Source organism: Stieleria tagensis (assembly GCF_024129865.1).
GTDB classification, from domain to species: domain Bacteria; phylum Planctomycetota; class Planctomycetia; order Pirellulales; family Pirellulaceae; genus Stieleria; species Stieleria tagensis.
In genome coordinates, this window is the sequence record NZ_JAMYFE010000018.1 from 155,059 (window position 1) to 177,025 (window position 21,967).

Genomic DNA, 21,967 nt, shown 5'->3' on the forward strand with positions numbered 1-21,967 from the left:
TTACTTCAGGTGCTTGATCGCGATTTGCCGCGTCTGCCGCTTTGCAGATCGCTCTAATGAACGCAGTCCCAGTTTGCGAGCCGCCAGTTCCTGCGCCCAAAGCCGCATTCCAAATCGGTGGATGCGAAACTGATGTTTACCAATCGTGTTTTGCAGCTTCAACTGCGCCGTTGTCAGTGGCCCAATTGGTTTGGGCGGAACGTCGCTGTCGGCGTATCCGCGTTCTTTCAATCGGTCGCCGATCCGCGTTTCCAATTGCTGCAGCTCGCGTCGAGATAGCTTGCGACGCCACTGTTCCAACAGCGACCGATCTGGCAACGAATAGGTCGTCGTTTCTGGATAGGTCAGCATCGCTGGATCAAAATCGGTGCCAACCAACTGGCAAATGCGATCCAGCTGATGCTCGGTATCGGTCACCAAGTCTTCGTTCCGCACTTCGATCCAACGGTCAGCAGGGATCGTACCTTTCAGTTTCGCCCACGTGTCCTCGGCTTCTTCCCAGTAGCGTGCGCCTGCCCAAACGTTTCCGGCCCATCCCATCGCCATGCAAGACCGAGCAACGTCACGTCCGTCGCGATAAAGGTAGACATACTTTGCATTCGGCCACAAACGCTGTAGCCGATCAAAGTGACGGTGAACCGAAGCTCCCGCGGCGACCAACTGTTTGCCGCAGCGACCAGTCATCTCGGTAAACATTCCCTTTGCAATCGTCTGGTAGTCGGAATTTGGATCGGCCGACAATCGATTCGATTGAAACCGTCGCTCGTCCGCCAACCACTCCGCATAGCGTTGTCCCGTCGGCCACTGATCGGGTTCATTCAGCAGGTCGATGGAATATTCGAACTCGCCGAAACAACAGATTTGGGGGTGGTGGTCCAGCATCAACCTCAGCAATGTCGTACCGGAACGCACTGACCCAACCACAAAAAAAGGCTGTGGTGAACTCATTCGGATACCTCGCTCGTCATCGAGCAACGCGATGTTTCCGCTGGCGGAACAGTGGACAAATCCCAGTCCACTGTTTGTTTGAACGTGGCACAGGACAACGTCTCGGGCAAATCCAATAATCGTGACAGTCGTTCCAGGTCTGTATCAAACACCTTCGTCAACGAAGTGATCGATTCCTCCGACAACGTAGGCTGTTTCTGCATTTGCCAGAACGATTTCACCCTGTTGCGAACGGATTTTGGGACACAGACGCGGCGCAGAGTACTGATCCCTGGTGCATAGGCAATTCGATCCCGCCAAACACTTGTCCGCATCCGTTGGGCTCCGATGTTTTGTGCCCCGAGTTCAGGTTGCCAGATCGGCACTTGGTCAGAACCAAGAAACCGGCCAATGCGTTCCAGTTCCGATTGGGGATGTTTGCGTAAACGATCAAAAAAAACCGGCAAGAGATTTTGACGCGGGAATGCATTCAAGTAGGGCTGCAGTTGCATCGCATAGCGACTGTACTCGACCAAAATTGGTAGCGTTTCAATTGCTCGATCGATCGGATCCGTCACAAGTCCCATCGACCATTCGTGTACGTACTGCGAAACCAGTCGATCAATCGGATGACGCATCACATAAATCAATTTCACATCCGCAACCGCATCCACCATCCGCTGGACCGTGTCAGGGTACGTCGGCAGTTTGCTGTAGTGAGTGGATGATTCACCGCACAGGTCACCAGGTGCGGGATCCTCCCAGATCGATGCATACCACTGCGGACCGCGCTGATAGACCGCATCATCACTAAAGTAAAACGGTTCCTTGGGATTCGACATGCAGAACCCCTGCTGCGCCGCCAACTGTTCATGCAGAGTGCTGGTCATGCACTTCATGCCGCCGATGATGATAAAGTCCGGCGTTCGATTCATCGGTTTGGTCCCGAGAGTGGACGGAAGAAATTGGTCCAAATGTCACGCCATTCATGTTGGCAATGTCTCGGTGGCCGTCCAGTGATCAGATGTCGCGTCCCTGAAATGACAAACCCAAACGACCAGAACAGATTCGCCAACAGCAATCCCAGACCCCCAAAGTGTTTTGCGTAGTAGCGACTGCGTGCGGCAAAGTAATAGCGTGGACGGCGTTTCCGTTTCGCTTTCAGCTGTTTCACCGCTGACGATCCGCCCCGCAAGTGAACGACCCTGGCCTGGGGGCAATGCAACAGTACAATTCCGTTTTGATTTGCAGTTTGGCAAAAATCAATGTCGTCGTAATACATGAAGTAGCCGTCGTCCATTAATCCAACGGTCTCAAACACTTCGCGACGAATCAGTACACAGGCAAAACTGGTCCAATCCGGTGAGCAACGATCGTGTCCGCCGTCAGCGTTTGTCTGCCAAGCCACATCTGCCCAATTGAACAGCCGTGTGACAAAGCCCGTCGCCGCACACCTGACCAATTCGGTCGCAGGCCGAAAGAACCGGAAACAACTGACTTGCGCAGTTCCATCGAGCCACTCCAAACGTGGCGAAAACATACCGACATCTGGATTGCGATCCATCTCTGCTTGCAAACGATCCAGTGCACCGGGACGAACAATGGTGTCACTGTTAAGCAGCAGATAGGCGTCTGCGTGCACCGCTCGGACACCGACGTTGTTGCCAGCAGAAAATCCATCGTTGGTTGGGGATTGGACCAGTCGGCACCAATCATTCCACTCGTTTTGCTCGATCGCCGTTTGAATCTGCTGGCCCGATCCGTCTTCCGAGCGATTGTCAACGACAACCACTTGTACGTCATTCAAATCCTGACCACTGGCGATCGACGTCAGCGCATCAATGGTCAACGCGGGCGTTCGATAGTTCAAAATCACAATCGCTAGCCGAGTCTGAGAAGCGACCGAATCATCGGCTGCAACGTCAACTTGGTCAGCGACGGTAGGTAGAGATTGATTTGTCATTACAGTTTGGTCTCAGACCGCGGCTGCCAACAGGACTGACTCGAACCGAGTCGCAGCGTCTTGCCAGCTGTAGCCACTCGCAGTTTGATATGCGACGGACGAAAGTTTTTTCCAGGCGGCATCGTCCATCGTGCTCATCCGCACAATGGCATCCGCCGTTGCATCAATGTCCGCAACGGGTACCAGAATGCCACCGCCTTGGCTGATCAAATCGCGACCGGCTCCCGCCGTCGTTCCGATCACTGGCGTGTGACACGCCATCGCCTCCAAGATCGGCAACCCAAATCCTTCCAACCGGCTAGGGAAAATCCAGCCACGACAGGAACCGTACACTTCCGGCAATTCCGACTCGGGAACTCTTCCCAAGACTTGCACATTGTCAAACAGTTCTCGTTCAGCACGAGACGGCTGTTGTCCAAACGTCAGCAGTTCAATCGACGTTTGCTCAGCAGCTTTGGCAAGCGCAAGAAACGCGTCTTTACAACCTTTGCTGGGCGCACTTCGGTAGACCATTCCAAACCGATTAGGAATCCGCTGGACATCCCCCATCACAAAATGATCCAAGTCGACAGCGTTTCGGACGATCGAGATCTGGGATGAATCACAGCGACGCCGCGTTTCTTCGGCCAACCAGTCACACAGCGTGATGATATGCGGACAGATGGAAAGAGTCGGTTGAATTTGCTCCCAGGTTTGACCGGGGATGCCATAGTCCTGCAGAAAATAGACGCGTGCCCCTTTTTGTGGCGGCATGGTGGCCGCCCAGTGTGCGGTGGTCCAAAACGTAGGAATCAAAACATCGGCATCGGGAACGTCTGCGGCAGTCAAATCCCCCTGATGATCGACCACTCGAAAGGGGACATCGTAATTGCAGTAATGCGAATTCATCCCAGACTTGCGACCTGGAATCCCACGCCCGCGAACAACTGATTTGATCTTCGCAATTGCCGAATAGGTTCGCGGCTGAGAACATACGATTTCAACATCATGCCCCATGCGAATCAACTCGCGCGTGTAGATCGCAACGACGCGTTCGCCACCAGACATATTCGGTGGAGGAGAAAGAAACGTGATCCGCATTTCGAAATTTTTGTCGTGCTAAAGCGATCTGATTAGTTGGACGTCGCAGCTGTTGACTGCAGATACTTGCGTTGCAATTCCTTGGCCAGTCCACGCCAATTTCGACGCGCCAGCTCCCACCGCACTCCACTCGCCCATACCAAGTGCGACTTTGTAGCCGTCAGCAAAATGGAATCGTCTAGCTTGCCGGTCTGCCGGAACGTTTCGGTCAGTGCATTCATCACCGAACGACTCGATCGCTTGGCCAACGACGCATAGAAGTGCAAGATTTTTGTGTCAACACGAAAGTTGTCTTGGTTGATTGCCAAACTGTTGAACGTCGGATCGAGCAAGCACACTGGATCGTTCATATCAGCCAGACACAAATTAAATGTGTATTGGTCCCGATGCTCACCGGTTGCCTGATACTGGGCCATCCAATCATGATGCCAACGATTCCCAATTTCCGTTGCCATGGAATTTGACGACCAATAGATCACGCCACTGTTGTAATAGTGGCGTGGCATCTGATCGAACGACGTCCGGTCAATGGCGGACAACGCATCTTCCGGACGGATCAGGTCACCCGATTTATGATTGCGATCATGAACAGCGGCAATGGCTTGCCCTTGATCCAGTCGCACCTCACCGAGTGGTCGTAGCATCAACGTGTCACTGTCGAGCGTCCAAAACGGTGGCTCGACCAGCCCCACCACACCTGTCTTTAAGAAGCGACTGGTCGCGACTGCTGTCGGCAAATCAGTCGATTCAATCTGCACCGTGGCACCGGTGGATTGCAGGCGTTGGATCGATTTCGGTGCCATTTCCGCAGTCTTGGCATCGGTTAATACGACACACCGGGCTGTTGGATCGATCTTCCGGACCGAAAGCCAAGCCACGGCCGTTTGATCGACGTACCAACCGTCGTCCCAGTCGCTTGAAATATAGACGTATTTTGCCATGACTATTTCAGTTGTCGCCGGCTTTTGAATGAAATCCCGCCCCACCAACTGAGGGCGTGAGCGCTACGAATACCGTAGATTTTCGCCAGCACGCGTGAGACATTTTTCAGATACCAACGGCTGGCCCTTGCCACACGACCAGACTCGGTCCAGTGGATCAGACGTTGCGCCGGCCAACGTGTCAGGGCGTGCAGGTACAAGAGCGAGACAGGGGCTGACCCATAGCGGCGTGCCACACGAATGTGCTCAAACACCGCCTCTCGGCCTCGCGTCTCGGTTTTCGATTCCGGCCAGTGTGGATAAACGCTCAGCACCTCGTGGATGACTTTCCAGTGCTTCGACTGGCCAGCCAAATAACACCACAGTTCACGATCCATACAGTAGTACAGGGATCGATCAACGGCTGGCGATCTGGAAATCAGGCTGCGTCGGTAAAAACAACTTGGTTGCGCAATTTGGTTGTCATAAGGCAACCGGTCGAACGTTTCATCGGTGTGCTGATGAAGCTTTGGTTCGCTATGACCATCGTCATAAATCAAGATCTTTTTGCAATCACCTAACAGTACATCTACCGTTGGATCACGCATCGCAATCCCAACGTGCCATGCGGCGTTGGGTGTCAACGAATCGTCGCTGCAAAGCCAATTGATGACATCTCCGCTGCACCTTGCAAACCCTTTGTTGATCGCATCGGACTGGCCTTCGTCAGACTCACTAACCCAATAGTCGATCCAGGAACCATATTTTTGCAGGATTTCAACCGTTTGATCGGTGCTGCCACCGTCGATGACGATGAATTGCAGTTTCGGATATCCTTGTAGCAAAACACTTCGAATGGTTTCTTCGATGTAACGGCCTTGGTTAAACGAAGGAGTCACGATGGAAATCGATGGCAGTTCGTCGAGTGCCGAAGTTGGCGGATGCGGAACATCGGAATCCAACGTCCACGGCCAACCTGTTTTGCCTTCCGGGGGCTCGGGCAATTGGTGAAAGATTTCTTCGAGTGGTTTCATGGTGTCATGCATTGCATTGAGCTACCGGCAACAATGTTAGAATTTGGGTGCGAACAAATTCATCCAATCTTGTGCCGAACTCTCTGACCACTTCATCAATCCTGGTTCGGTCCCAATCATCACCGGTCAGTTGCCGCTGGATCACAGCCTCGGTTTCTGAATTGAAATGGGCAATCTGATGGCATCGATCCATTACATCGAACCGGCGACACAAATCCGCCAGTTTCGATTCACTACCATTTCGCTGCGGCCGATAATCCAATGCAATGATGGGCGTCCCAGCTTGAAGCGAGAATAATGCTCCGTGAAATCGATCCGTGATCACGACGTCAGCGATCGCAGGTGCAGCGGCCCAGGTCAGCGGGTCAATGAATTGCTTCGACAGATCGACATCCAAATCCGCCTGAGCATGCGTCAGTCCCACAGTTTGCATCCCCCGATCACGGCACATCCGGACGGTTTGGGCAAGTGCGTCAGATTCGCTGTGAGAGATCACCAACGCAATCGGCCTCTCCGAATTCGGCGCATGACGCGCAATTTCGGCCCTCAGATCAGCCGCTTTCCTCTTGCGGTCGAACTGTAACGCAAACGTTGGGTCGGGCAACCATTGAATTTTGGTGCTGTCTCCAACAATCTGGCGGACAAAGTCTTGGCTGCGAGAATCGCGTACCGACAATACACTCAAGTTCTTGAGGGCATGCCGCATTTGAGAGCGGTGTCGTCGTGGTACCAACTGCAGTTGGTTTCGTTCACTGATACTCGATGCCAGAGAAACACAGGGGCAGCCGACCTTTCGAGCATCGGCCCAATACACATTCGGAAATGGCGGCGCCATCACGTTGGTCTGCACCAACCGCGGAATCCGCCACTTGCGACCCCGACAATAATCCAGCCGCCAAAGTTCATCACTTCCTAAAACGAGCAGATCAAACTGGCCTTTGAGCTTGCGGAACACAAGATCAGGGTCACTGTCGTACAGTGTCTGTTCGCTGAGGACGAGTTTTTCGTCAAAGAAGGCTCGCATAGCCCGTTGACGGTCATCGGTGGCCGCTGGGAACACGCGGGGTTCTTTGGACGCACAACGCCAATCCACCAACTGCACCGTTGCACTGGGACAATGTCGAGCCAACAGTTGCTGGGTCGAATAGGCCTGCAATAGCGTCCCTTCGTTGTAACCGTAATGGTACGTTACGACACCGATTTTAGTCATTTAGATTCGTTTAACATTGCGTAACTGAGTACCGTCTCTCCACGCTCACCAATGCGTCGCGCTGGCGCACCAACGGCCACTGAATAAGGTGGAATATCGCGTGTAACAACCGATCGAGCGCCAATCACCGAACCCTTTCCAATCGAAACGCCAGCGGCAATTGAAACGCCACCACCAATCCAAACATCATCTTCAATTCGAATGTCACGACGGTCCAATCCCTGTTTGCGGATCGGCATATCTCGTTGGGCAAAAACATGGTTGGCGGCAATGATCATGACCTGTGCAGCAATGCGAACGTCATTTCCAATTTCGATCTGACCGTTTGGATCTGTTTTGGATCCATAGCCGACAACGATTGAGTTCATTTGGATCGAGCAATCGTCGCCAATCGTCACGCTGCCCTGAATCGCGGCACCGGGTGCAATCTGACAACGTTCTCCAAGCACAATCCGACCCTGACGAGGATGAAAACGTGATTGCGGATGTATTTTGCAACTTTTGGGAACTTCAACTCGCGGATAGCGCACCGCCATTTTGCGTCCAAACCACAATGCCAGTCGCTGCCGCAAACTTCCATCTTCCGGCATGATGTTGCCACCATCGATGTAGTTCCACATGACTTCAGGTAGCGTTCTGCAGTGAGTTTGTGACTACCAAATTTCCAACTCCAAATGAATTGACTTGCGACGAATCCAATGGGACGCGATCGCGAGTGATATCAAAGCTCTGATTTGCCACGGTTTGGCCGAGCCGTAGTTCAAGATGCAGTTGGTCGTCGATTCGGAAAATGCTGCATCTGAAAAGCGCCGACCGCGCATTCTTTTGATCAGCCGATCATCACAGATTTTGAACACTGTGCCCGCACTCGCGTGCCGTCGATAACATTTGTCTTTCGCAGCATCCAGTGACGACCTGCGAATGGCTTGCAACTCCGATGACGGCATCGACTGGTATCGAAATTCAGCCGACAGGATCGTCCAATCACGGCGCCGGTGAAACAGCGAATGACGATGCCCAAATTCACACTGCTGTTTGTCCAATGTGAAAGTATTCCGCCCGTCAAACACCTCGACCGAATGCAGGTGGTCGGAGATCGTGGTCTTAAGCGTGCTGCGGCCCGCATTCATAAACAGTGCGCCACCAACGGTTGCCGGAATCGTCAACAGTTCAACAGGGGCTCGCAAACCACAGCGTGTACTGTCGGTGATCATTTTGCGGATGTCCGCGCCCGCATTAGCACGCACCACTCCCGATGTCTGATCGATTTCGATCGATTGAAGCGCTTGCCCGATCAAGATCACCGGCTTACGAATTCGACGGCTGGCAACGAAGATATTGGACCCATTGCCCAGTAAGTGATAGCCCTTGCGTTGGTGCTCGCCGACCAACTCCTTCAGTTCATCCAGGTTGGATGGGATGAACAGATTGTCGGCCGTGCCACCGACCTTCAACGTCGTATAATCTTTCAGCTGTTGGGATTTGAGATGTTGCATAAAAGTTAACGAATCCCCCCAAATCAATGAACAACCGATTCAAAGTGGTAGGGAGTGCCGCCGTAGATTCCTGATTCAAGCTTGAATCCAAGCACCCCTACCCAGCGAGCATGCAATTCAGAAAACTGCTCGCCATACATTGCGATGGTCACCGAATAGTTTCCGTCCTTCAATCGAATTCCTTCGGTTTCAAAGTTCAAAATCCGCTCGCCCACCACACGATAGTCAACCTTCATAGCGGACTGAGCGACTTGCCGAACGCCAACTTCATGAATACCGATCACGATGTTATTGATCGCAATCTCTTCCGCCGCGTCAATCTTGATCTGCAATTTCAACGGCTGATTGAATTGGTTTGGGACCTGGGAATCGATTAGATCCACTCGCCGCACGCTATCAGAATAGACGAGGGTTTGTTCAATTTTCTTCTCCTCGCTGAGGGATGTTCCGTACCGATCCAAGTAGTCGTCGGTCGGTCCCAGGCCCTCGGTCTGGCCTCTTCGCAACCACAACACGCGATTGCACAGGCGGCGAATATGCAACGCATTGTGAGAAACGAGTATCACCGCGGCGTCATCCATCAACTCGCTAATCGCCAACTCACATTTGGCACGGAACGCTGCATCACCAACGGCCAACACCTCGTCCAGAATTAGGATGTCGGGTTTAACAGTGGTTGCAATCGCGAATCCAAGACGCACCTGCATCCCGCTGCTGTAGCTTTGTACGGGAGCATCGATAAATTCGCCGATCTCTGCAAAATCGATGATCTCCTCCATCTTGTCTTCGATTTCATCCTTCTTCAGACCCAACACCGAAGCGTTGACATGGATGTTTTCGCGCCCGCTGAGAATCGGATTGAAACCGGCCCCCAAAGCGATCAGGGCGCCAACGCGACCGGTCATCTCGATGCGGCCACTATCGGGCTTGATCAACCCGTTTAACATCTTTAGCAACGTCGTTTTACCGGCGCCATTGTGGCCGATCAGTCCCAAACATTCGCCACGTCGGAGTTCGAATGAAACGTCGTTGACCGCCCAGAATTCGTCCGCACGCAAATCGCTGTCTTCGGCAACAAATGAATGGTCGGCGCGGTCGGTTCGCCGGCTAAATGGGTTGAGTTCATGCGCAATGTCCTGCATTCCATACCACAGACTTTTTTTCAAACTGCGGCAGAACTTCTTTTTCACATTGCTGACAACCACCAGCGGATCTTCCTGCGGCGGGTCAATCGGCATGATTGAAGTGCGTTCCGTTGTAGGGGCAATGGTCATTGGCATCGTTGGCAACTTCTTGAAAAACAAGGTCTCAAACTAGCAAGGCGAAACGCCGTCGACAGGTGGTCAATTTCGTTCTGCATTGGGATCAAACCAATGTGTCGTACAGGGCGAGATAGTCAGACAGCATCTCCGAATAGTCGCGTGCAGATCGACAAATTTCATCAGGACGCTGACGAACACGCGCCAGATCACCGGTCGAAAGAAGCGTTTCGAGGCGCGTGCAGAATTCAGCAAAATCCCCACATGGCGCGAGCCATCCGTTGACACCTTCACGGATCAATTCACTCGTTCCACTTCCGTCAAATGCCAACACGGGTAATCCGCATGCCTGGGATTCCAGCACCACATTCGGGCAGTTGTCCTGCAGTGACGGAAACAATAACACGTCTGCTGCTGAATACCACATTGGAAGTTGATCTTGGGGAATCGAAGCGGTGACTGTCGAATCGGTAAACGTCGGCTTGGCGATCGTGGATCGACCGACCAACAGCAGGTAAATCGAATCACCTAGACGATGTTCAATTTCCTTCAGCAATCGATTCACGCCACCCCGATCGGATTTCCCCAATCCACACAGCATCGCAATCGGTTTCGTCGTTTCAATCCCCAGTTTCTGTCGCATCTGCATTCGATCCAGCGGGCGGTAGACACTTTTGTCCACGCCGTTGGAAATGGTGACTTGCTTGAATCGCCGCAGGACACTTTCCGACACCAGTTCTCGCATCCATTGACTTTGCGTGACAACGGTCATCTGGTCGTCGGGTATCTGCGCTAACGCCTCGTGTTTGATGCGAAGCGATTCAGCCGCTTTGCCGGACCCAGGATCTAACAATTGGGGGCACTGACTACATCCCGTGGCGAACCGCCGACAGTCAACTGAATAATGGCAGACACCGGTGAAAGGATTCATATCCGCCAATCGCCAAACAAGCGGCCAACGAACTTGTTTGAAGAACGACTGCCAATCCAACAAGTCCGCGACCCAATTCAATTGGACCAGATCCACATCGGGATCGATGTATTCGCTCAAATTGGTGTAAGGCGACTTTGGTAACGAACAGAATTCAAAGGAGGTCGTTTGGGTGACGTTAAACGTCTTCGTGGGGTCTGGTTTCCGCCGACACCCAGGGATTCGCGAGATCACGCGGCGGATCAGTGATTTTCGTTGCGGGTGGACACGCTGGACCGTGGTGTCCTCGCAAGGACCTTTGGCTACCAGCATCGTTGACTTCCATCCGTGCTGTTGGATACCACGGTGCAGTCGGTAGGTCGCCAATGCAGCGCCACCGCCACCATCGCGAGTCGACAGATGACAAATCGATTTCATGGTTTCTGACGCGTGGACCAGCTGACTAACCACCCATCCGTTCGATCAGGTGCGGCATGATCAAGCGGAACGCAATTAACCCGATCAATGAAACGACAATCGACAGCAAAGTGACAACGATCGCCTCGAACAGTTGGTCCAGCGGTTGACCGGTTAGACAACCGCGGGCGGTTGTGATCAGCGGCGAGATCGGGTTCCAGGTCGCCAACACACCCGCCAGTCCGCTCGAACGTGCCGGATAGACCACCGGCGTCAGTAGCATCCAAAATTGTGCGACGATGGGAATCGCTTTGACCACGTCCCCGTACAGACCGCCCACCGGAACCAATGCCAGACCGATACAGAATCCTGCCATCAGCAATCCCAACATCGGCAATGGAAACAACAACAACGTCGCAGTGGGGACCACCTTCCACACCGCCATCACCAGGAACAGCAAAACCAATCGGATTAGAAAGTTGAAGCCGACCATGTACATGCCGGCCATCAAAATGGCTTCACGTGGAAAATTGATCTTGGCCAACATTGGCTTGGCCTTGGTCACTGCTGCCAGGGGACTTTGCATCGATTCGACAAAGGTTTGCCACAACAGCGTTCCCATCATCGCGAAGGCGGCGTATGGAATCCCCGTTCCTTCGATTTTCGTAATCCCTTGACTTTGCAAAAAGATAAACGTCAGCGAGGCGACCAACGGGGGCAGAAACGCCCACAGATAGCCAAAATAGGTTTGCCGGTACTGGGCTTTCAAATCACGCATGAACAGACGCCATGCCAATTCACGACCGGTCACCACATCGGCCATCAAATCACCCAGCAAAATCGATGGATGCTGAAGCGCGGGTTCAGGTGAATAGATTCGTTTAAGAGTGCTCACGTTTGATTGTTCGGGTACGCGTGGTGAATCGAAGCTTGTGGGCTGGGTGCCTGAGAGGAATGTGTGCTGGCGACCAACTGCCGACGCCGTTTGGTTGAATACAATGCGGCCGATGTGACCGCACCGGTGGCGGTAACAAACACCGGGATCACCATTGCGTTGGGCAATGAATCAATCGTGTTGATGATGCAGACGGTCGCCAACCCCACCGCGACCGCCAACTCCGGTTGCTTGCGCCAATACTTGGGAGACGACCGACGAATCATCCGATACGGCCCCCATAACAGGGCGGTATACAGACTGATCAGCCCGACCCAACCGTTGATTCCAAACGTGATGATCCACAAACCGTCCGTGACCGTTTGGTTGTTCCCCGCTTCGTCGCGAACACGGTTGCGCCCCCAGCCGGCCCAGCCAAAAATCGGTTGCTTCCAAGCGTGTTCGATCAACAGGTCTTCATTGTCCAGCCGAAACTCCAACGACGACGCTTTTTCGGCGCTGAGATTGTTTTCGACAAACGAGACCAACGCACGACCGGAAAACAAACCGGTTGTTCGAGCAACGAAATAGCTCGGCACCATCAACACCATTAGCAGCAGCGGCCAGGGCTTTCGCGAAACCGACATGATCAGCAACGTTCCCAGCGCTGCAAAAGCCAACAGCCATGCGCCAAACGACTTGCTTAGCATCAGTGTGAATCCCAATGCCAACAAAACCGGCCACGTCGGGTAGCCACGCCAGCGACGGATGCGCCCGCAGTACCAACCGGCAAACGCCAGCACAAAGCAACTGGCCATCCACAGCGCAACTTGTAAACCATGTTGCATGAACACGGTCGGACGCCAGCCCCCGAATCGCTTGGCTTGGCCAAAACTGTGTTGATGGAACCCGTAGATGTTGTGGTGAAGATGGGGGCTCATCCGGATCTCCCACAAACACAACGGCACATACAAGATGCCGCAAATCAAAATTGCGATTGCCAAAGACACCAAGTCCTGCGGCGTTCGATAAACCGCCCGTCCGATCAAGTAGGGCAATCCCCAACTGATCGATTGATTCACGACCGTCGCAAGTCCGTCATAGGGCCCCAGACCGTTTGTCAAACTGCTGAAAAACGGACACAGACACCAAACCGAAATCGGCAGGTCCATCCAGCTAAATCGTAGCCGAAACAACATCTGCGGATGAAACGCGATCAACCCCAGCAGCGCGCCAACGGACGTGGCAAATGTTTTGGAATAGTCCGGCAGGCCCGGCAACTCGTAGGTCGCCATCGGCAGAAAACACCAACCGGCGGCAAACGCGATTCCCGTCGCCAGTCGCGGACGCAACAACAGAAACATCAGCAGCACGATTGGAATCCAACCGAACAGTGCGACCGGGATCAACGCAGGCACTACACGCTACCTCGTTGCTGGACTGGATCTTGTTGCGGGCCGCCAACTTGCTGTTGGGACGGCGACGATTCCCGTTTCAGATCCCGCCACTGGCCCCAGCAAATCCAGGGAAAGTAAATCGCATCGGTCGCATAGCGGGCTACCAAACGACGCGGGTTGGACGCCAATCGATGCAACCACTCCAGTTTCGATCGCTGCATCCAGCGTGGCGCGCGAACTTGTTCGCCGGCCAAGAAATCAATCGTCGCGCCCAACCCCAATGCCACGGGCACCTTCAGTTCAGACCGGTGCGCGGCCATCCAAAGTTCTTGTTTGGGAAACCCAAGGCCGACAATTAAAAGATCCGCCTGGGCATCGTTGATTTGATCACAGATCGAACGATTGATCGCCGCGTCACCTTCAAATCCCAATGGCGGGCTGCAATGGCCGACGACGCTGACGTTGGTCCACTTCGACTCAATTGCCACCTTTGCCCGCTCAGCGACGCCTGGCATGCCACCCAACAGAAACAACCGCAACGGTGAACCGCTGACCGCACACGCCTGACACAACTCCGGCAGCAAGTCCGAACCGGCCACGCGTTCTGGTAGCGGTCGGCCGAACAAGCGTGACATCGACACCAACGGCCATCCATCAGCAAGCGTCATGTCGGCTGCCCGATAAATCTCCTTCAACTCCGGACGGAGATGAAGTTGCACCACATGATCCACATTGGGAGTGACCACGATTCGACAACAGGCATTGGAATCGTAAACCCAACCCAAAATTCGTGAGACGGCTTGAGGCATTGTCACGGCATCGATCGGGATTGACCACAGCGTGTGACTTTTCAGTCGCGCATCGTCTTGAACGGGTGTGCTAGTAATCGATTGGGTCTGTGGGTCTGGACTTCGTCCGCTTGGGTGACCGCATGGGTCCCCAGAAGCGCAACGTGGATTGGTTTCTGATGTGGGAGCGATGCCCCCCTGATGAATCGCTTGCCGGGTCGTTTCGACACTCGCATTCATCGCATCGTCGGTAAATGTAGGAAGCGAACTGGGCATCGTCCACAACTACGAATTCGTCCACTAAGCCTTTCAAAATGCGGTGCGCTAGATCAACGTTCACAGACACTAATCAACAGATCAACGCCCTTGGAGTTGTGCTATCAACACCGCATCCAACGTGCTGACTCCGCGACACTTGGGAATGCCGATGCACCGCAGTGACCAGCGCTGGTTGTGGGGGGATATGCTTCCCAACCACCAAGCGATAAGTCAAAAAAAGAGACTGACCCCAACAGGGCCAGTCTCGACAAGATTCAATCAACGCACTGTGAACAGTGGTTAAAGTTCTAATTGCGTCGGCGTCGGACGAGCCCGCAACAACCAACCAAACCGCCCAAGGCGAGCATGGATAGTGTGCCGGGTTCGGGAACGACTGAACCGCCACCGCCACCAGATTCTGGAACCGTGATGATTGCCAGATAGGTTTGCCCGGCTGCGCCAACAGCGTCCAGCTGGAACATCCCGCCTGACGTCGCGGAGATCAATCCACCCACGATGTCAAAGACATACGTGAAGGGGGGTTGGCCGCTGGTTGGGTCCAAAGTCCCCGTCGCGGTGGGAGCGCCGAAATCGACCTCTTCCGATACCACGGTGGGAGTGCCCATTACCGACGAACTGATGGTCAGCGTTCCGGAGTCAATGGTCACTGGCGATACGCCGGTGAAGTCAAAGTTCAGGAAGCCAAGCACGTTCGCTTTATCTGCTGCGGTACCCACAACAACCGGCATCGCCGATGCAGTCGTGGCTATCGCGAGGGTTACCAACATTGATAACCCGAGTACGAATTTCCTCATCTAATCCCTCCAGAGATTTGAGAAGTGGAAGCAGGAAATACTGGCCAGATAGTATGGAGTGGCTTGCAACCACACAAGCTGCACAGCCGTAACACGCGGTCTTGCAGGTGCCACGGCGTCCCCGTAACGACCGCTAACGGGCGACAAGACGCGATTAGCAAAACGACTTGCAGCAATAAATCAAAAATCTGAGCTGTGATTGCTGACACTTTCAGTTCTTTTCTCACGTCGATGGACTGTCATCAGCTCAGACCGGCTGCAGCGGCCCGGCAACTCCACCGTCGCTTGACTGCACACTTGCATCAAACCTGTGCTGCAACGGATTGCTGCGGCTGCCAATTGGTCAGCGCGCCAACAATCGCGTCTTCGACAGTCGACATTTCAATTCCGGTCGCAAGCAATTTTGAATTGTCCAAAATGCAATTCGAACGTGGCGCAACCGCAGCCAATTGCATGAACTCTTCCGTGCTATCAAAGAAGTCGAAGGTGCGTTCAGGAGCCAAATGATCGCGGATCAATTCCGTCACTTGTTGAGTCGTGATGCTGCCCGAATTGACGACATTGTAAGTGCCAAATGGAATTCTATTTTGCCAAGATTGCACACAAACTCGAGCGAATTCGTCCAACTGAGTCAGGCTGTTGGTGGCTTGCAACAACCGTGGATAGCTCATCAATTTAGTCAGGTAATTGCGGGGTGAATCCACTTGGTTGAAGGGGATTCGCAGTCGCCAAACGTAGCACGAATCACAATCAGCCAGCAATTCTTCACCCAGCGCTTTGGTGCCTGAATAGAAGCTGCAATTGTTGGTGCGAAAAGAAAAATTCGGCGGATCTTGTTCGTTGAATCCGCTGCCATCGGGCCGCGAACCAGTGAAAATACATCCACTAGATACATGGCCGAACGGGATCCCCACCCGCTCACAGGCTTGACGAATTCGGCCGGGCAAGACCGCATTGCCGTCAAGCGATTCTGTTTTTCGAACCTCACAGACATCGACATTTGGTTTCCCGGTGAAGCCGGCGCAGTTGATCACGAAATCGGCTTCGGTTTCTTTCAACATTGCTTCGATTGCATCGGTGTTCGCCAAATCGACGGTGGACCGTCCATGACCGGCAAACGGTACGTTGGCGTCGCGCAGCGCCCCGGCGATGGCCCGGCCGACGTATCCGCTTGCGCCTAGTAAAATAATCATTCGACGTTTGCCCAAGTGAGTTGATGGAAAGAAAGAGTCCCAACGCTTTCGCCCACATCATTGATGGTTTGTCCGTTTGATTCCAGAGTGTGGACCGTCAACCATCCACAATTTTTGTCTTGCCCGTACCTACTCGGGCGGTATCAAAGAACGTACGCTTAGGCCACACTCGCTGGCCGTTTCATTGTTTCAGACATCGTGCAATTGGTTTGATGTCGCTTTCGGGAATCGAAGATGAAGACTTGGCTAATCACCGGCGGAGCGGGATTTATCGGCGGCGCACTGCTACGACGGTTGCACCATCGTTTGGAACATCGCTTCGTCGTGTTGGACAGTTTGACGTACGCCGGAAATCTAGAATCGATCCAACAGGAACTCGGTTCGGAAAGGGTAGTTTTTGTTCAGGGTGACATCGGCGACGAGCACTTGGTAGCAAAGCTTCTCAACGAGCATCAGATTGACGCTGTGATCAATTTGGCTGCAGAAAGCCACGTCGATCGCAGTATCGATTCGCCGGAGGCGTTTGTGGTGACCAACGTTTTGGGAACGTTCAAAATGTTGCACGCGGCCCTTCAGTACTGGGATGCCTTGGAAGGTAACCGCCGTGATGCGTTCCGTTTTCTGCACGTCTCGACAGACGAAGTTTTTGGATCGCTCGGCCCACAAGGAAAGTTCACCGAATCCACTGCGTACTCTCCAAACAGCCCCTACAGCGCGTCAAAGGCGTCCAGCGATCACTTCGTCAACGCCTATCATCACACCTATGGATTGCCGACGCTGATCACCAACTGTTCCAATAATTTTGGTCCCTATCAGTTCCCGGAAAAACTGATTCCGGTGATGATCATGAACGCCTTGGATGGCAAACCATTGCCGATCTACGGCGATGGACAACAAGTCCGCGATTGGTTGTACGTGGACGATCACTGCGATGCAATCGAACTGGTGTTACGCAGCGGAACCTGTGGCCAGACCTACAACATCGGTGGTGATTGCGAACGCACCAACTTGGAAATTGTGCACGCCATCTGTGACTGCTTGGACCGCTTGCAGGCCCCCTGTCAATCCCGACCGCTGAAACAGTTGATCCAGCGCGTAGCCGATCGACCAGGACACGACAAACGCTACGCGATTGATTTTTCGAAAATCAAAAACGAACTGGGGTGGGAACCAAAACACTCGTTCGAGCAAGCGTTGGAAGAAACAATACGCTGGTACTTGGACCACCAGAGTTGGGTTCAACGAGTGCGCAACGGCGAGTACCGCCGGATTGGCGTGCGTTCGACTGCGCCAACCACTTGATCATCAAGGGTGCGGCGTCCACCACAACTTACTCATCCGTCTTCATTGTTCTTCGACCAAGGTGAATTGCGTGCCGGTTAACAAGGGAATCATTTTGGCGGGTGGAAAAGGAACCCGCCTGTATCCAGCGACGCTTGCGATCAGCAAGCAGTTGCTCCCAATTTACGACAAACCGATGATCTACTACCCGCTATCCACCCTGATGCTGGCGGGCATTCGTGAGATCCTGATCATCTCGACGCCCGATGACATCGGGATGTTTGAACGGTTGCTCGGTGATGGTTCTCAATGGGGCATCACGATCCAGTACGAAGTCCAGCCAAAACCCGAAGGCCTCGCCCAAGCGTTCTTGATCGGCGAAACGTTCTTGAACGGCCAAGCCAGTGCCTTGATACTGGGCGATAACCTGTTCTATGGCACTGGCTTTTCCGAGATGCTGCTAGAAGCCAAGAACCGCAGCAATGGCGCGACGGTGTTTGGATACCCCGTCGGCGATCCGCAACGCTATGGCGTTGTCGAAATTGATGAAGCGCAAAAAGCTGTCAGCATCGAGGAAAAACCCGAGCATCCGAAAAGCAATATCGCCGTTACGGGACTGTATTTCTACGACGAACGCGTTTGCGAAATCGCCAAATCATTGCAACCATCGCCCCGCGGGGAGTTGGAAATTTCAGATCTAAACCGCGTCTACCTGGACGACGACTCATTGCACGTCAAACTGCTCGGACGGGGTTTTGCCTGGTTGGACACTGGCACTCACCAGTCCTGGTTGCAGGCCTCTGACTTTGTCGAAGCCATCGAGAATCGCCAAGGGTTAAAGATCGCCTGCCCAGAAGAAATCGCCTGGCGCAACCGCTGGATTGACGACGTCCAACTAGAAGCTTTGGCCGATCGATTTCCCAACGACTACGGCGACTATCTACGCGACTTGCTCGATCGCAACTAAACGCTCGATCGCAACAATCACTGTCGTAACAAGGACCACTGACACTGTCGTAGCTGGCAGTCGATTTGAATCCAACTGCGCCCATCACTGGAAGCGCCGCGGTCGAGTGTGTTGACTGCCTCGATCGTCCACACTGCTGAAACGGTTGGTGTTCTCTCGCCCCCCGAGCAACTTGATTGCGCGTGATCATCGCTCGTCTATTCGCATGCTTGCATCTCTGTGTCGCGAGAGCGTGATTTTGATTTGCAACCAAATGTCATTGCAGATGTTTCTAAAGAAGTTTCCGTGAACGCGATCACGCATGATGTGATTCGGCGCCCCATTAACAACTGTTACGGCGCGGCACATCAACTGTCACTTATTGAAGAAGCGTTTACGCGCATTGCTCTTCATCGAAGGACGCACATGTTCAGTTGCTCCAATCCTGGTGATCATTAGAATCCTCGCGACCGAACGACGTTGTGCTTCATGCAGACGTCGAATCAGAATTCGCTCGAGTCAAAAGGGAGACTCCGATATGAGTGTGGATGTGACGGATCGCCGGCAGCAGGGTGGAGCGGTTTCTGAAGCGGTGAGTGTAGCGGGGGGATCGATCACCTTACCAGGTGACCGCAGTTCGGTGATTGTCGGTGACAGTTATGGCAGTATCTTTGATCTGCTTGCCTGTCCCGCGGTTCACTCTCCTGTGTATCGCATGATGAAACGTGTCACCGATGTAGTCGGCTCGATCGTGGGCATCATTGTGTTGTCGCCAATCTTTTTGCTGGCGGCGATTGCAGTGCTGTTAAAAGATGGTCGGCCGATCATCTTTCGCCAAACGCGAGTCGGTCTGAACGGATCGGAATTCACGATCTATAAATTTCGGACCATGACACGCAACGCCGAGCAACAGCTCGATGCGCTGCGTGAACAAAATGAGCATGGTGATTCAGTCACCTTCAAAATGCGCAATGACCCGCGTGTGATTCCAATCATCGGCCAGTTCATGCGCCGGACCAGCATCGACGAATTGCCACAATTGTGGAATGTGCTGCGTGGTGAAATGAGCCTGGTGGGGCCGCGTCCGGCGCTGCCAAAAGAGGTGGCTCGCTACGACGCCCCGCACATGGTTCGTTTGGCCGCCAAGCCGGGATTGACCTGTTTTTGGCAAGTCAGCGGCCGTGGCGAACTGGGGTTCGATCAACAATTCGAACTTGATTGTCGCTACGTTGCCGAATGTTCTTTCATCGTGGACCTGTGGCTGATTGCAATGACGTTCCCAGCGTTAATCAAAGCACGAGGCGCTTGCTGAGAGCCGGCGCAGTGGCCCCTCAATTAGCCTGGTGAACGATTGAAGTTACGCTTCGAAAGCTGAAACCAATCGTCAACACTCGAATGCAGCTCCCTGCGAAAACAAAAGCCACCCACGATTGATTCGCGGGTGGCTTTTTAAAATCTCAAGTTTGATGATCGTGTTCGATCGCTTGATCAGACGCTTGCACCATCGGGGACTTCGAATCCTTTGCGGTATTCGCGAGTCAACATGGCATTGGCTTCCTCGTTGCCAATGAACCGTTCTGTTTCGCCGTCAAACTTGAGGTGCGGTCCCAGTGCGATCGGGTACTTGTCCAAATCCACACCGTTGGATCGCAGGTGGGTGATCGTTCGCTCAAGCGTGACTACGTTGTCATCTAGGCTTTTGATTCCGGCGACGACCTTCTTGAGCTCGTCGATCGGAGTCACGTTCTTTTCACCTAGGTAGTACGAGATGTTCCCCAGATGACTGACGCCGGCAGAAAGGTGACCGGTCATTGCATCGGCGTTCAATTGATTGCCGTCCCGACTGACACAGGCATCGATGAAGTTGCCGAAATGAGCATCACCCACGTCCTTGGCTTTGAACTCTTTGGTCAAATTCATGTCTTTGTCGAACACGCGGCAATAGTCGTAACGTGTCTGCGCGACGTAGCCATCGGTTCCATAAAAGATCACCCCGATCTTGTTTCCGGGGCCTTCACCAAACATCGCGTCGACTTCTTTACCCGCAGATTCGGTGACATCCAGACCACGCGTTTCGAAAACGATGCATTTATCGCCATAGTCGTAGATCGACACTTCGGTGTTCGCGGTATCGCCGGCATCGACGTAGTTATCGTCTTTACGCTCAGCTTGGTAGCCCAGACGTCCACCGTAGCTGATCACTGACTCCGGGTGACGGTTCAGCCCTAATCCCCAACGAGCGATATCGGTTTGGTGTGGCCCTTGATTTCCCAAGTCGCCGTTTCCGTAGTGTCGCTGCCAGTGCCAATCGTAATGAAACTTCGGTCGTGTTAATTTTGGATCGGTGTAAGTCGCCGGCCCGCTCCACAAATTGAAATCCACGTTGTCGGGGATCGAATAATCGCCCAACGCGCCGATTGATTTGCGTCGCTTGTAACACAGGCCACGCGCGAAATTAACGTCGCCGATTCCACCGTCGGCCAGAAATTCCACCATTTCTTGGCAAGCCGTACTGCTGCGTGATTGCGTGCCAGTTTGGAACATACGGCCGTACTTCTTTGCCGCCTCGACCAGCGCTCGGCCTTCGTGAATGTTGTGGCTGATCGGTTTTTCGATGTAGACATCTTTGCCAGCTTGCATCGCCCAGACGCCCATCAGCGCGTGCCAGTGATTGGGGGTCGCGCAGGTCAGAATGTCGATCTGCTTGTTGTCCAGGGCTTCGCGAACGTCTTTGAACACGATCGGTGCTCGACCCTGCAGCTTTTCGATCATTTCGGCACGCCGCTGACCGACACTTTCGTCGATGTCAACGATCGCCAAAATCTCAGTCCGCGGATCAACATTGAAACCACGAATATGTTCGCCGCCGCGACCATTGACCCCCGCAATGCAAACGCCCAATTTCTCATTGGGGCTTTGTGCAGAAGACCGTTGTGGTAACGAGCTGAGAGCGATACCAGCGGCGCTGGCGAGTGAAAACTGACGTCGGTTTAGCATCGGGAACTTGGGGTTGGAAGTGAGGCGGGGAAATAGAGCACCCTATTATGGCACATTTCGGTACCGAACATAGCCATTGCCCACCGGGGACAGACCCCAAGTAGTGCCCACCGGGGACAGACCCCAAGCGAACGGGGTTTGACGCTGAACGCGACGGGGGTTTTAATGGGGACCGTTGGTTGGGTTGCAGGGTAAGCGCCTT

The 21,967-nt window shown here is 53.5% G+C and carries 20 protein-coding genes and 1 pseudogene; 3 read left to right on the forward strand and 18 right to left on the reverse strand.

What is annotated here, in order from left to right; translation table 11 throughout:
• From NHH03_RS02905 to NHH03_RS02980, 17 genes and pseudogenes are all read right to left on the reverse strand, one after another.
• Positions 1-948: a sulfotransferase family protein gene (locus NHH03_RS02905; RefSeq protein WP_253154238.1), complete on the reverse strand. Its 948-nt coding sequence runs from the start codon at positions 946-948 to the stop codon at positions 1-3.
• Positions 945-1,862: a sulfotransferase domain-containing protein gene (locus tag NHH03_RS02910; protein WP_253154239.1), complete on the reverse strand. Its 918-nt coding sequence runs from the start codon at positions 1,860-1,862 to the stop codon at positions 945-947. Before NHH03_RS02910 ends, NHH03_RS02905 begins: the two co-directional genes overlap by 4 nt.
• On the reverse strand, positions 1,859-2,890 hold the full coding sequence (locus NHH03_RS02915; RefSeq protein ID WP_253154240.1) for a glycosyltransferase family 2 protein: 1,032 nt from the start codon (positions 2,888-2,890) through the stop codon (positions 1,859-1,861). Before NHH03_RS02915 ends, NHH03_RS02910 begins: the two co-directional genes overlap by 4 nt.
• A gap of 12 nt (positions 2,891-2,902) precedes the next feature.
• Positions 2,903-3,970, reverse strand: a complete 1,068-nt coding sequence (locus NHH03_RS02920; RefSeq protein WP_315861418.1) for a glycosyltransferase family 4 protein — start codon at positions 3,968-3,970, stop codon at positions 2,903-2,905.
• A gap of 32 nt (positions 3,971-4,002) precedes the next feature.
• Positions 4,003-4,911, reverse strand: coding sequence for a hypothetical protein (locus tag NHH03_RS02925; protein WP_253154241.1), 909 nt, complete (start codon positions 4,909-4,911; stop codon positions 4,003-4,005).
• Between the two features lie 2 nt (positions 4,912-4,913).
• Positions 4,914-5,924, reverse strand: a complete 1,011-nt coding sequence (locus tag NHH03_RS02930; RefSeq protein ID WP_253154242.1) for a glycosyltransferase family 2 protein — start codon at positions 5,922-5,924, stop codon at positions 4,914-4,916.
• Positions 5,925-5,928: 4 nt separating this feature from the next.
• Entirely contained in the window at positions 5,929-7,134 is a 1,206-nt protein-coding gene (locus NHH03_RS02935) for a polysaccharide pyruvyl transferase family protein (RefSeq protein ID WP_253154243.1), read from the reverse strand.
• On the reverse strand, positions 7,131-7,412 hold the full coding sequence (locus NHH03_RS28090; RefSeq protein ID WP_315861419.1) for an acyltransferase: 282 nt from the start codon (positions 7,410-7,412) through the stop codon (positions 7,131-7,133). The genes NHH03_RS02935 and NHH03_RS28090 overlap by 4 nt, the downstream gene beginning before the upstream one ends.
• Positions 7,413-7,499: 87 nt before the next feature.
• Positions 7,500-7,754, reverse strand: a pseudogene (locus NHH03_RS28315) (hypothetical protein); the annotation flags it as partial.
• Between the two features lie 33 nt (positions 7,755-7,787).
• On the reverse strand, positions 7,788-8,630 hold the full coding sequence (locus NHH03_RS02945; RefSeq protein WP_253154244.1) for an FAD-binding protein: 843 nt from the start codon (positions 8,628-8,630) through the stop codon (positions 7,788-7,790).
• Between the two features lie 23 nt (positions 8,631-8,653).
• Positions 8,654-9,904 (reverse strand): ABC transporter ATP-binding protein, encoded by a 1,251-nt coding sequence (locus tag NHH03_RS02950; protein ID WP_253154245.1) that lies wholly within the window; start codon positions 9,902-9,904, stop codon positions 8,654-8,656.
• A gap of 91 nt (positions 9,905-9,995) precedes the next feature.
• A complete protein-coding gene (locus tag NHH03_RS02955) occupies positions 9,996-11,237 on the reverse strand; it encodes a glycosyltransferase (protein WP_253154246.1) in 1,242 nt (413 codons plus the stop codon).
• 25 nt (positions 11,238-11,262) lie between these two features.
• On the reverse strand, positions 11,263-12,111 hold the full coding sequence (locus NHH03_RS02960; RefSeq protein ID WP_253154247.1) for an ABC transporter permease: 849 nt from the start codon (positions 12,109-12,111) through the stop codon (positions 11,263-11,265).
• On the reverse strand, positions 12,108-13,508 hold the full coding sequence (locus tag NHH03_RS02965) for an O-antigen ligase family protein (protein WP_253154248.1): 1,401 nt from the start codon (positions 13,506-13,508) through the stop codon (positions 12,108-12,110). Before NHH03_RS02965 ends, NHH03_RS02960 begins: the two co-directional genes overlap by 4 nt.
• Entirely contained in the window at positions 13,508-14,296 is a 789-nt protein-coding gene (locus NHH03_RS02970; protein ID WP_253154249.1) for a WecB/TagA/CpsF family glycosyltransferase, read from the reverse strand. Before NHH03_RS02970 ends, NHH03_RS02965 begins: the two co-directional genes overlap by 1 nt.
• Before the next feature lie 545 nt (positions 14,297-14,841).
• The gene (locus tag NHH03_RS02975; protein ID WP_253154250.1) at positions 14,842-15,282 is read right to left on the reverse strand and encodes a PEP-CTERM sorting domain-containing protein; all 441 of its coding nucleotides are present in this window, start codon (positions 15,280-15,282) and stop codon (positions 14,842-14,844) included.
• A gap of 368 nt (positions 15,283-15,650) precedes the next feature.
• Positions 15,651-16,541 carry a sugar nucleotide-binding protein gene (locus NHH03_RS02980; RefSeq protein WP_253154251.1) on the reverse strand — a complete coding sequence of 297 codons (891 nt, stop codon included), beginning with the start codon at positions 16,539-16,541 and terminating at the stop codon, positions 15,651-15,653.
• Between the two features lie 234 nt (positions 16,542-16,775).
• Here NHH03_RS02980 and rfbB point away from each other — a divergent pair, with 234 nt between their 5' ends.
• From rfbB to NHH03_RS02995, 3 genes are all read left to right on the forward strand, one after another.
• A complete protein-coding gene (rfbB, locus tag NHH03_RS02985; RefSeq protein WP_253154252.1) occupies positions 16,776-17,843 on the forward strand; it encodes a dTDP-glucose 4,6-dehydratase in 1,068 nt (355 codons plus the stop codon).
• A 70-nt stretch (positions 17,844-17,913) separates the two neighbouring features.
• Positions 17,914-18,789 (forward strand): glucose-1-phosphate thymidylyltransferase RfbA, encoded by an 876-nt coding sequence (rfbA, locus tag NHH03_RS02990; RefSeq protein ID WP_253154253.1) that lies wholly within the window; start codon positions 17,914-17,916, stop codon positions 18,787-18,789.
• Positions 18,790-19,306: 517 nt separating this feature from the next.
• Positions 19,307-20,080 carry a sugar transferase gene (locus NHH03_RS02995; protein ID WP_253154254.1) on the forward strand — a complete coding sequence of 258 codons (774 nt, stop codon included), beginning with the start codon at positions 19,307-19,309 and terminating at the stop codon, positions 20,078-20,080.
• A gap of 176 nt (positions 20,081-20,256) precedes the next feature.
• On the opposite strand, the gene NHH03_RS03000 is transcribed toward NHH03_RS02995, so the two are convergent.
• The gene (locus NHH03_RS03000; protein ID WP_253154255.1) at positions 20,257-21,765 is read right to left on the reverse strand and encodes a Gfo/Idh/MocA family protein; all 1,509 of its coding nucleotides are present in this window, start codon (positions 21,763-21,765) and stop codon (positions 20,257-20,259) included.
• Positions 21,766-21,967 lie beyond the last annotated feature (202 nt).

What these genes read in the sequence shown, in the direction of transcription:
- NHH03_RS02905 (WP_253154238.1), bottom strand. Translation starts at nt 948, where the DNA reads ATGAGTTCACCACAGCCTTTTTTTGTGGTTGGGTCAGTGCGTTCCGGT.
- NHH03_RS02910 (WP_253154239.1), bottom strand. Translation starts at nt 1,862, where the DNA reads ATGAATCGAACGCCGGACTTTATCATCATCGGCGGCATGAAGTGCATG.
- NHH03_RS02915 (WP_253154240.1), bottom strand. Translation starts at nt 2,890, where the DNA reads ATGACAAATCAATCTCTACCTACCGTCGCTGACCAAGTTGACGTTGCA.
- NHH03_RS02920 (WP_315861418.1), bottom strand. Translation starts at nt 3,970, where the DNA reads ATGCGGATCACGTTTCTTTCTCCTCCACCGAATATGTCTGGTGGCGAA.
- NHH03_RS02925 (WP_253154241.1), bottom strand. Translation starts at nt 4,911, where the DNA reads ATGGCAAAATACGTCTATATTTCAAGCGACTGGGACGACGGTTGGTAC.
- NHH03_RS02930 (WP_253154242.1), bottom strand. Translation starts at nt 5,924, where the DNA reads ATGAAACCACTCGAAGAAATCTTTCACCAATTGCCCGAGCCCCCGGAA.
- NHH03_RS02935 (WP_253154243.1), bottom strand. Translation starts at nt 7,134, where the DNA reads ATGACTAAAATCGGTGTCGTAACGTACCATTACGGTTACAACGAAGGG.
- NHH03_RS28090 (WP_315861419.1), bottom strand. Translation starts at nt 7,412, where the DNA reads ATGATCATTGCCGCCAACCATGTTTTTGCCCAACGAGATATGCCGATC.
- NHH03_RS02945 (WP_253154244.1), bottom strand. Translation starts at nt 8,630, where the DNA reads ATGCAACATCTCAAATCCCAACAGCTGAAAGATTATACGACGTTGAAG.
- NHH03_RS02950 (WP_253154245.1), bottom strand. Translation starts at nt 9,904, where the DNA reads ATGACCATTGCCCCTACAACGGAACGCACTTCAATCATGCCGATTGAC.
- NHH03_RS02955 (WP_253154246.1), bottom strand. Translation starts at nt 11,237, where the DNA reads ATGAAATCGATTTGTCATCTGTCGACTCGCGATGGTGGCGGTGGCGCT.
- NHH03_RS02970 (WP_253154249.1), bottom strand. Translation starts at nt 14,296, where the DNA reads ATGCCTCAAGCCGTCTCACGAATTTTGGGTTGGGTTTACGATTCCAAT.
- NHH03_RS02975 (WP_253154250.1), bottom strand. Translation starts at nt 15,282, where the DNA reads ATGCCGGTTGTTGTGGGTACCGCAGCAGATAAAGCGAACGTGCTTGGC.
- NHH03_RS02980 (WP_253154251.1), bottom strand. Translation starts at nt 16,541, where the DNA reads ATGATTATTTTACTAGGCGCAAGCGGATACGTCGGCCGGGCCATCGCC.
- rfbB (WP_253154252.1), top strand. Translation starts at nt 16,776, where the DNA reads ATGAAGACTTGGCTAATCACCGGCGGAGCGGGATTTATCGGCGGCGCA.
- NHH03_RS02995 (WP_253154254.1), top strand. Translation starts at nt 19,307, where the DNA reads ATGAGTGTGGATGTGACGGATCGCCGGCAGCAGGGTGGAGCGGTTTCT.
- NHH03_RS03000 (WP_253154255.1), bottom strand. Translation starts at nt 21,765, where the DNA reads ATGCTAAACCGACGTCAGTTTTCACTCGCCAGCGCCGCTGGTATCGCT.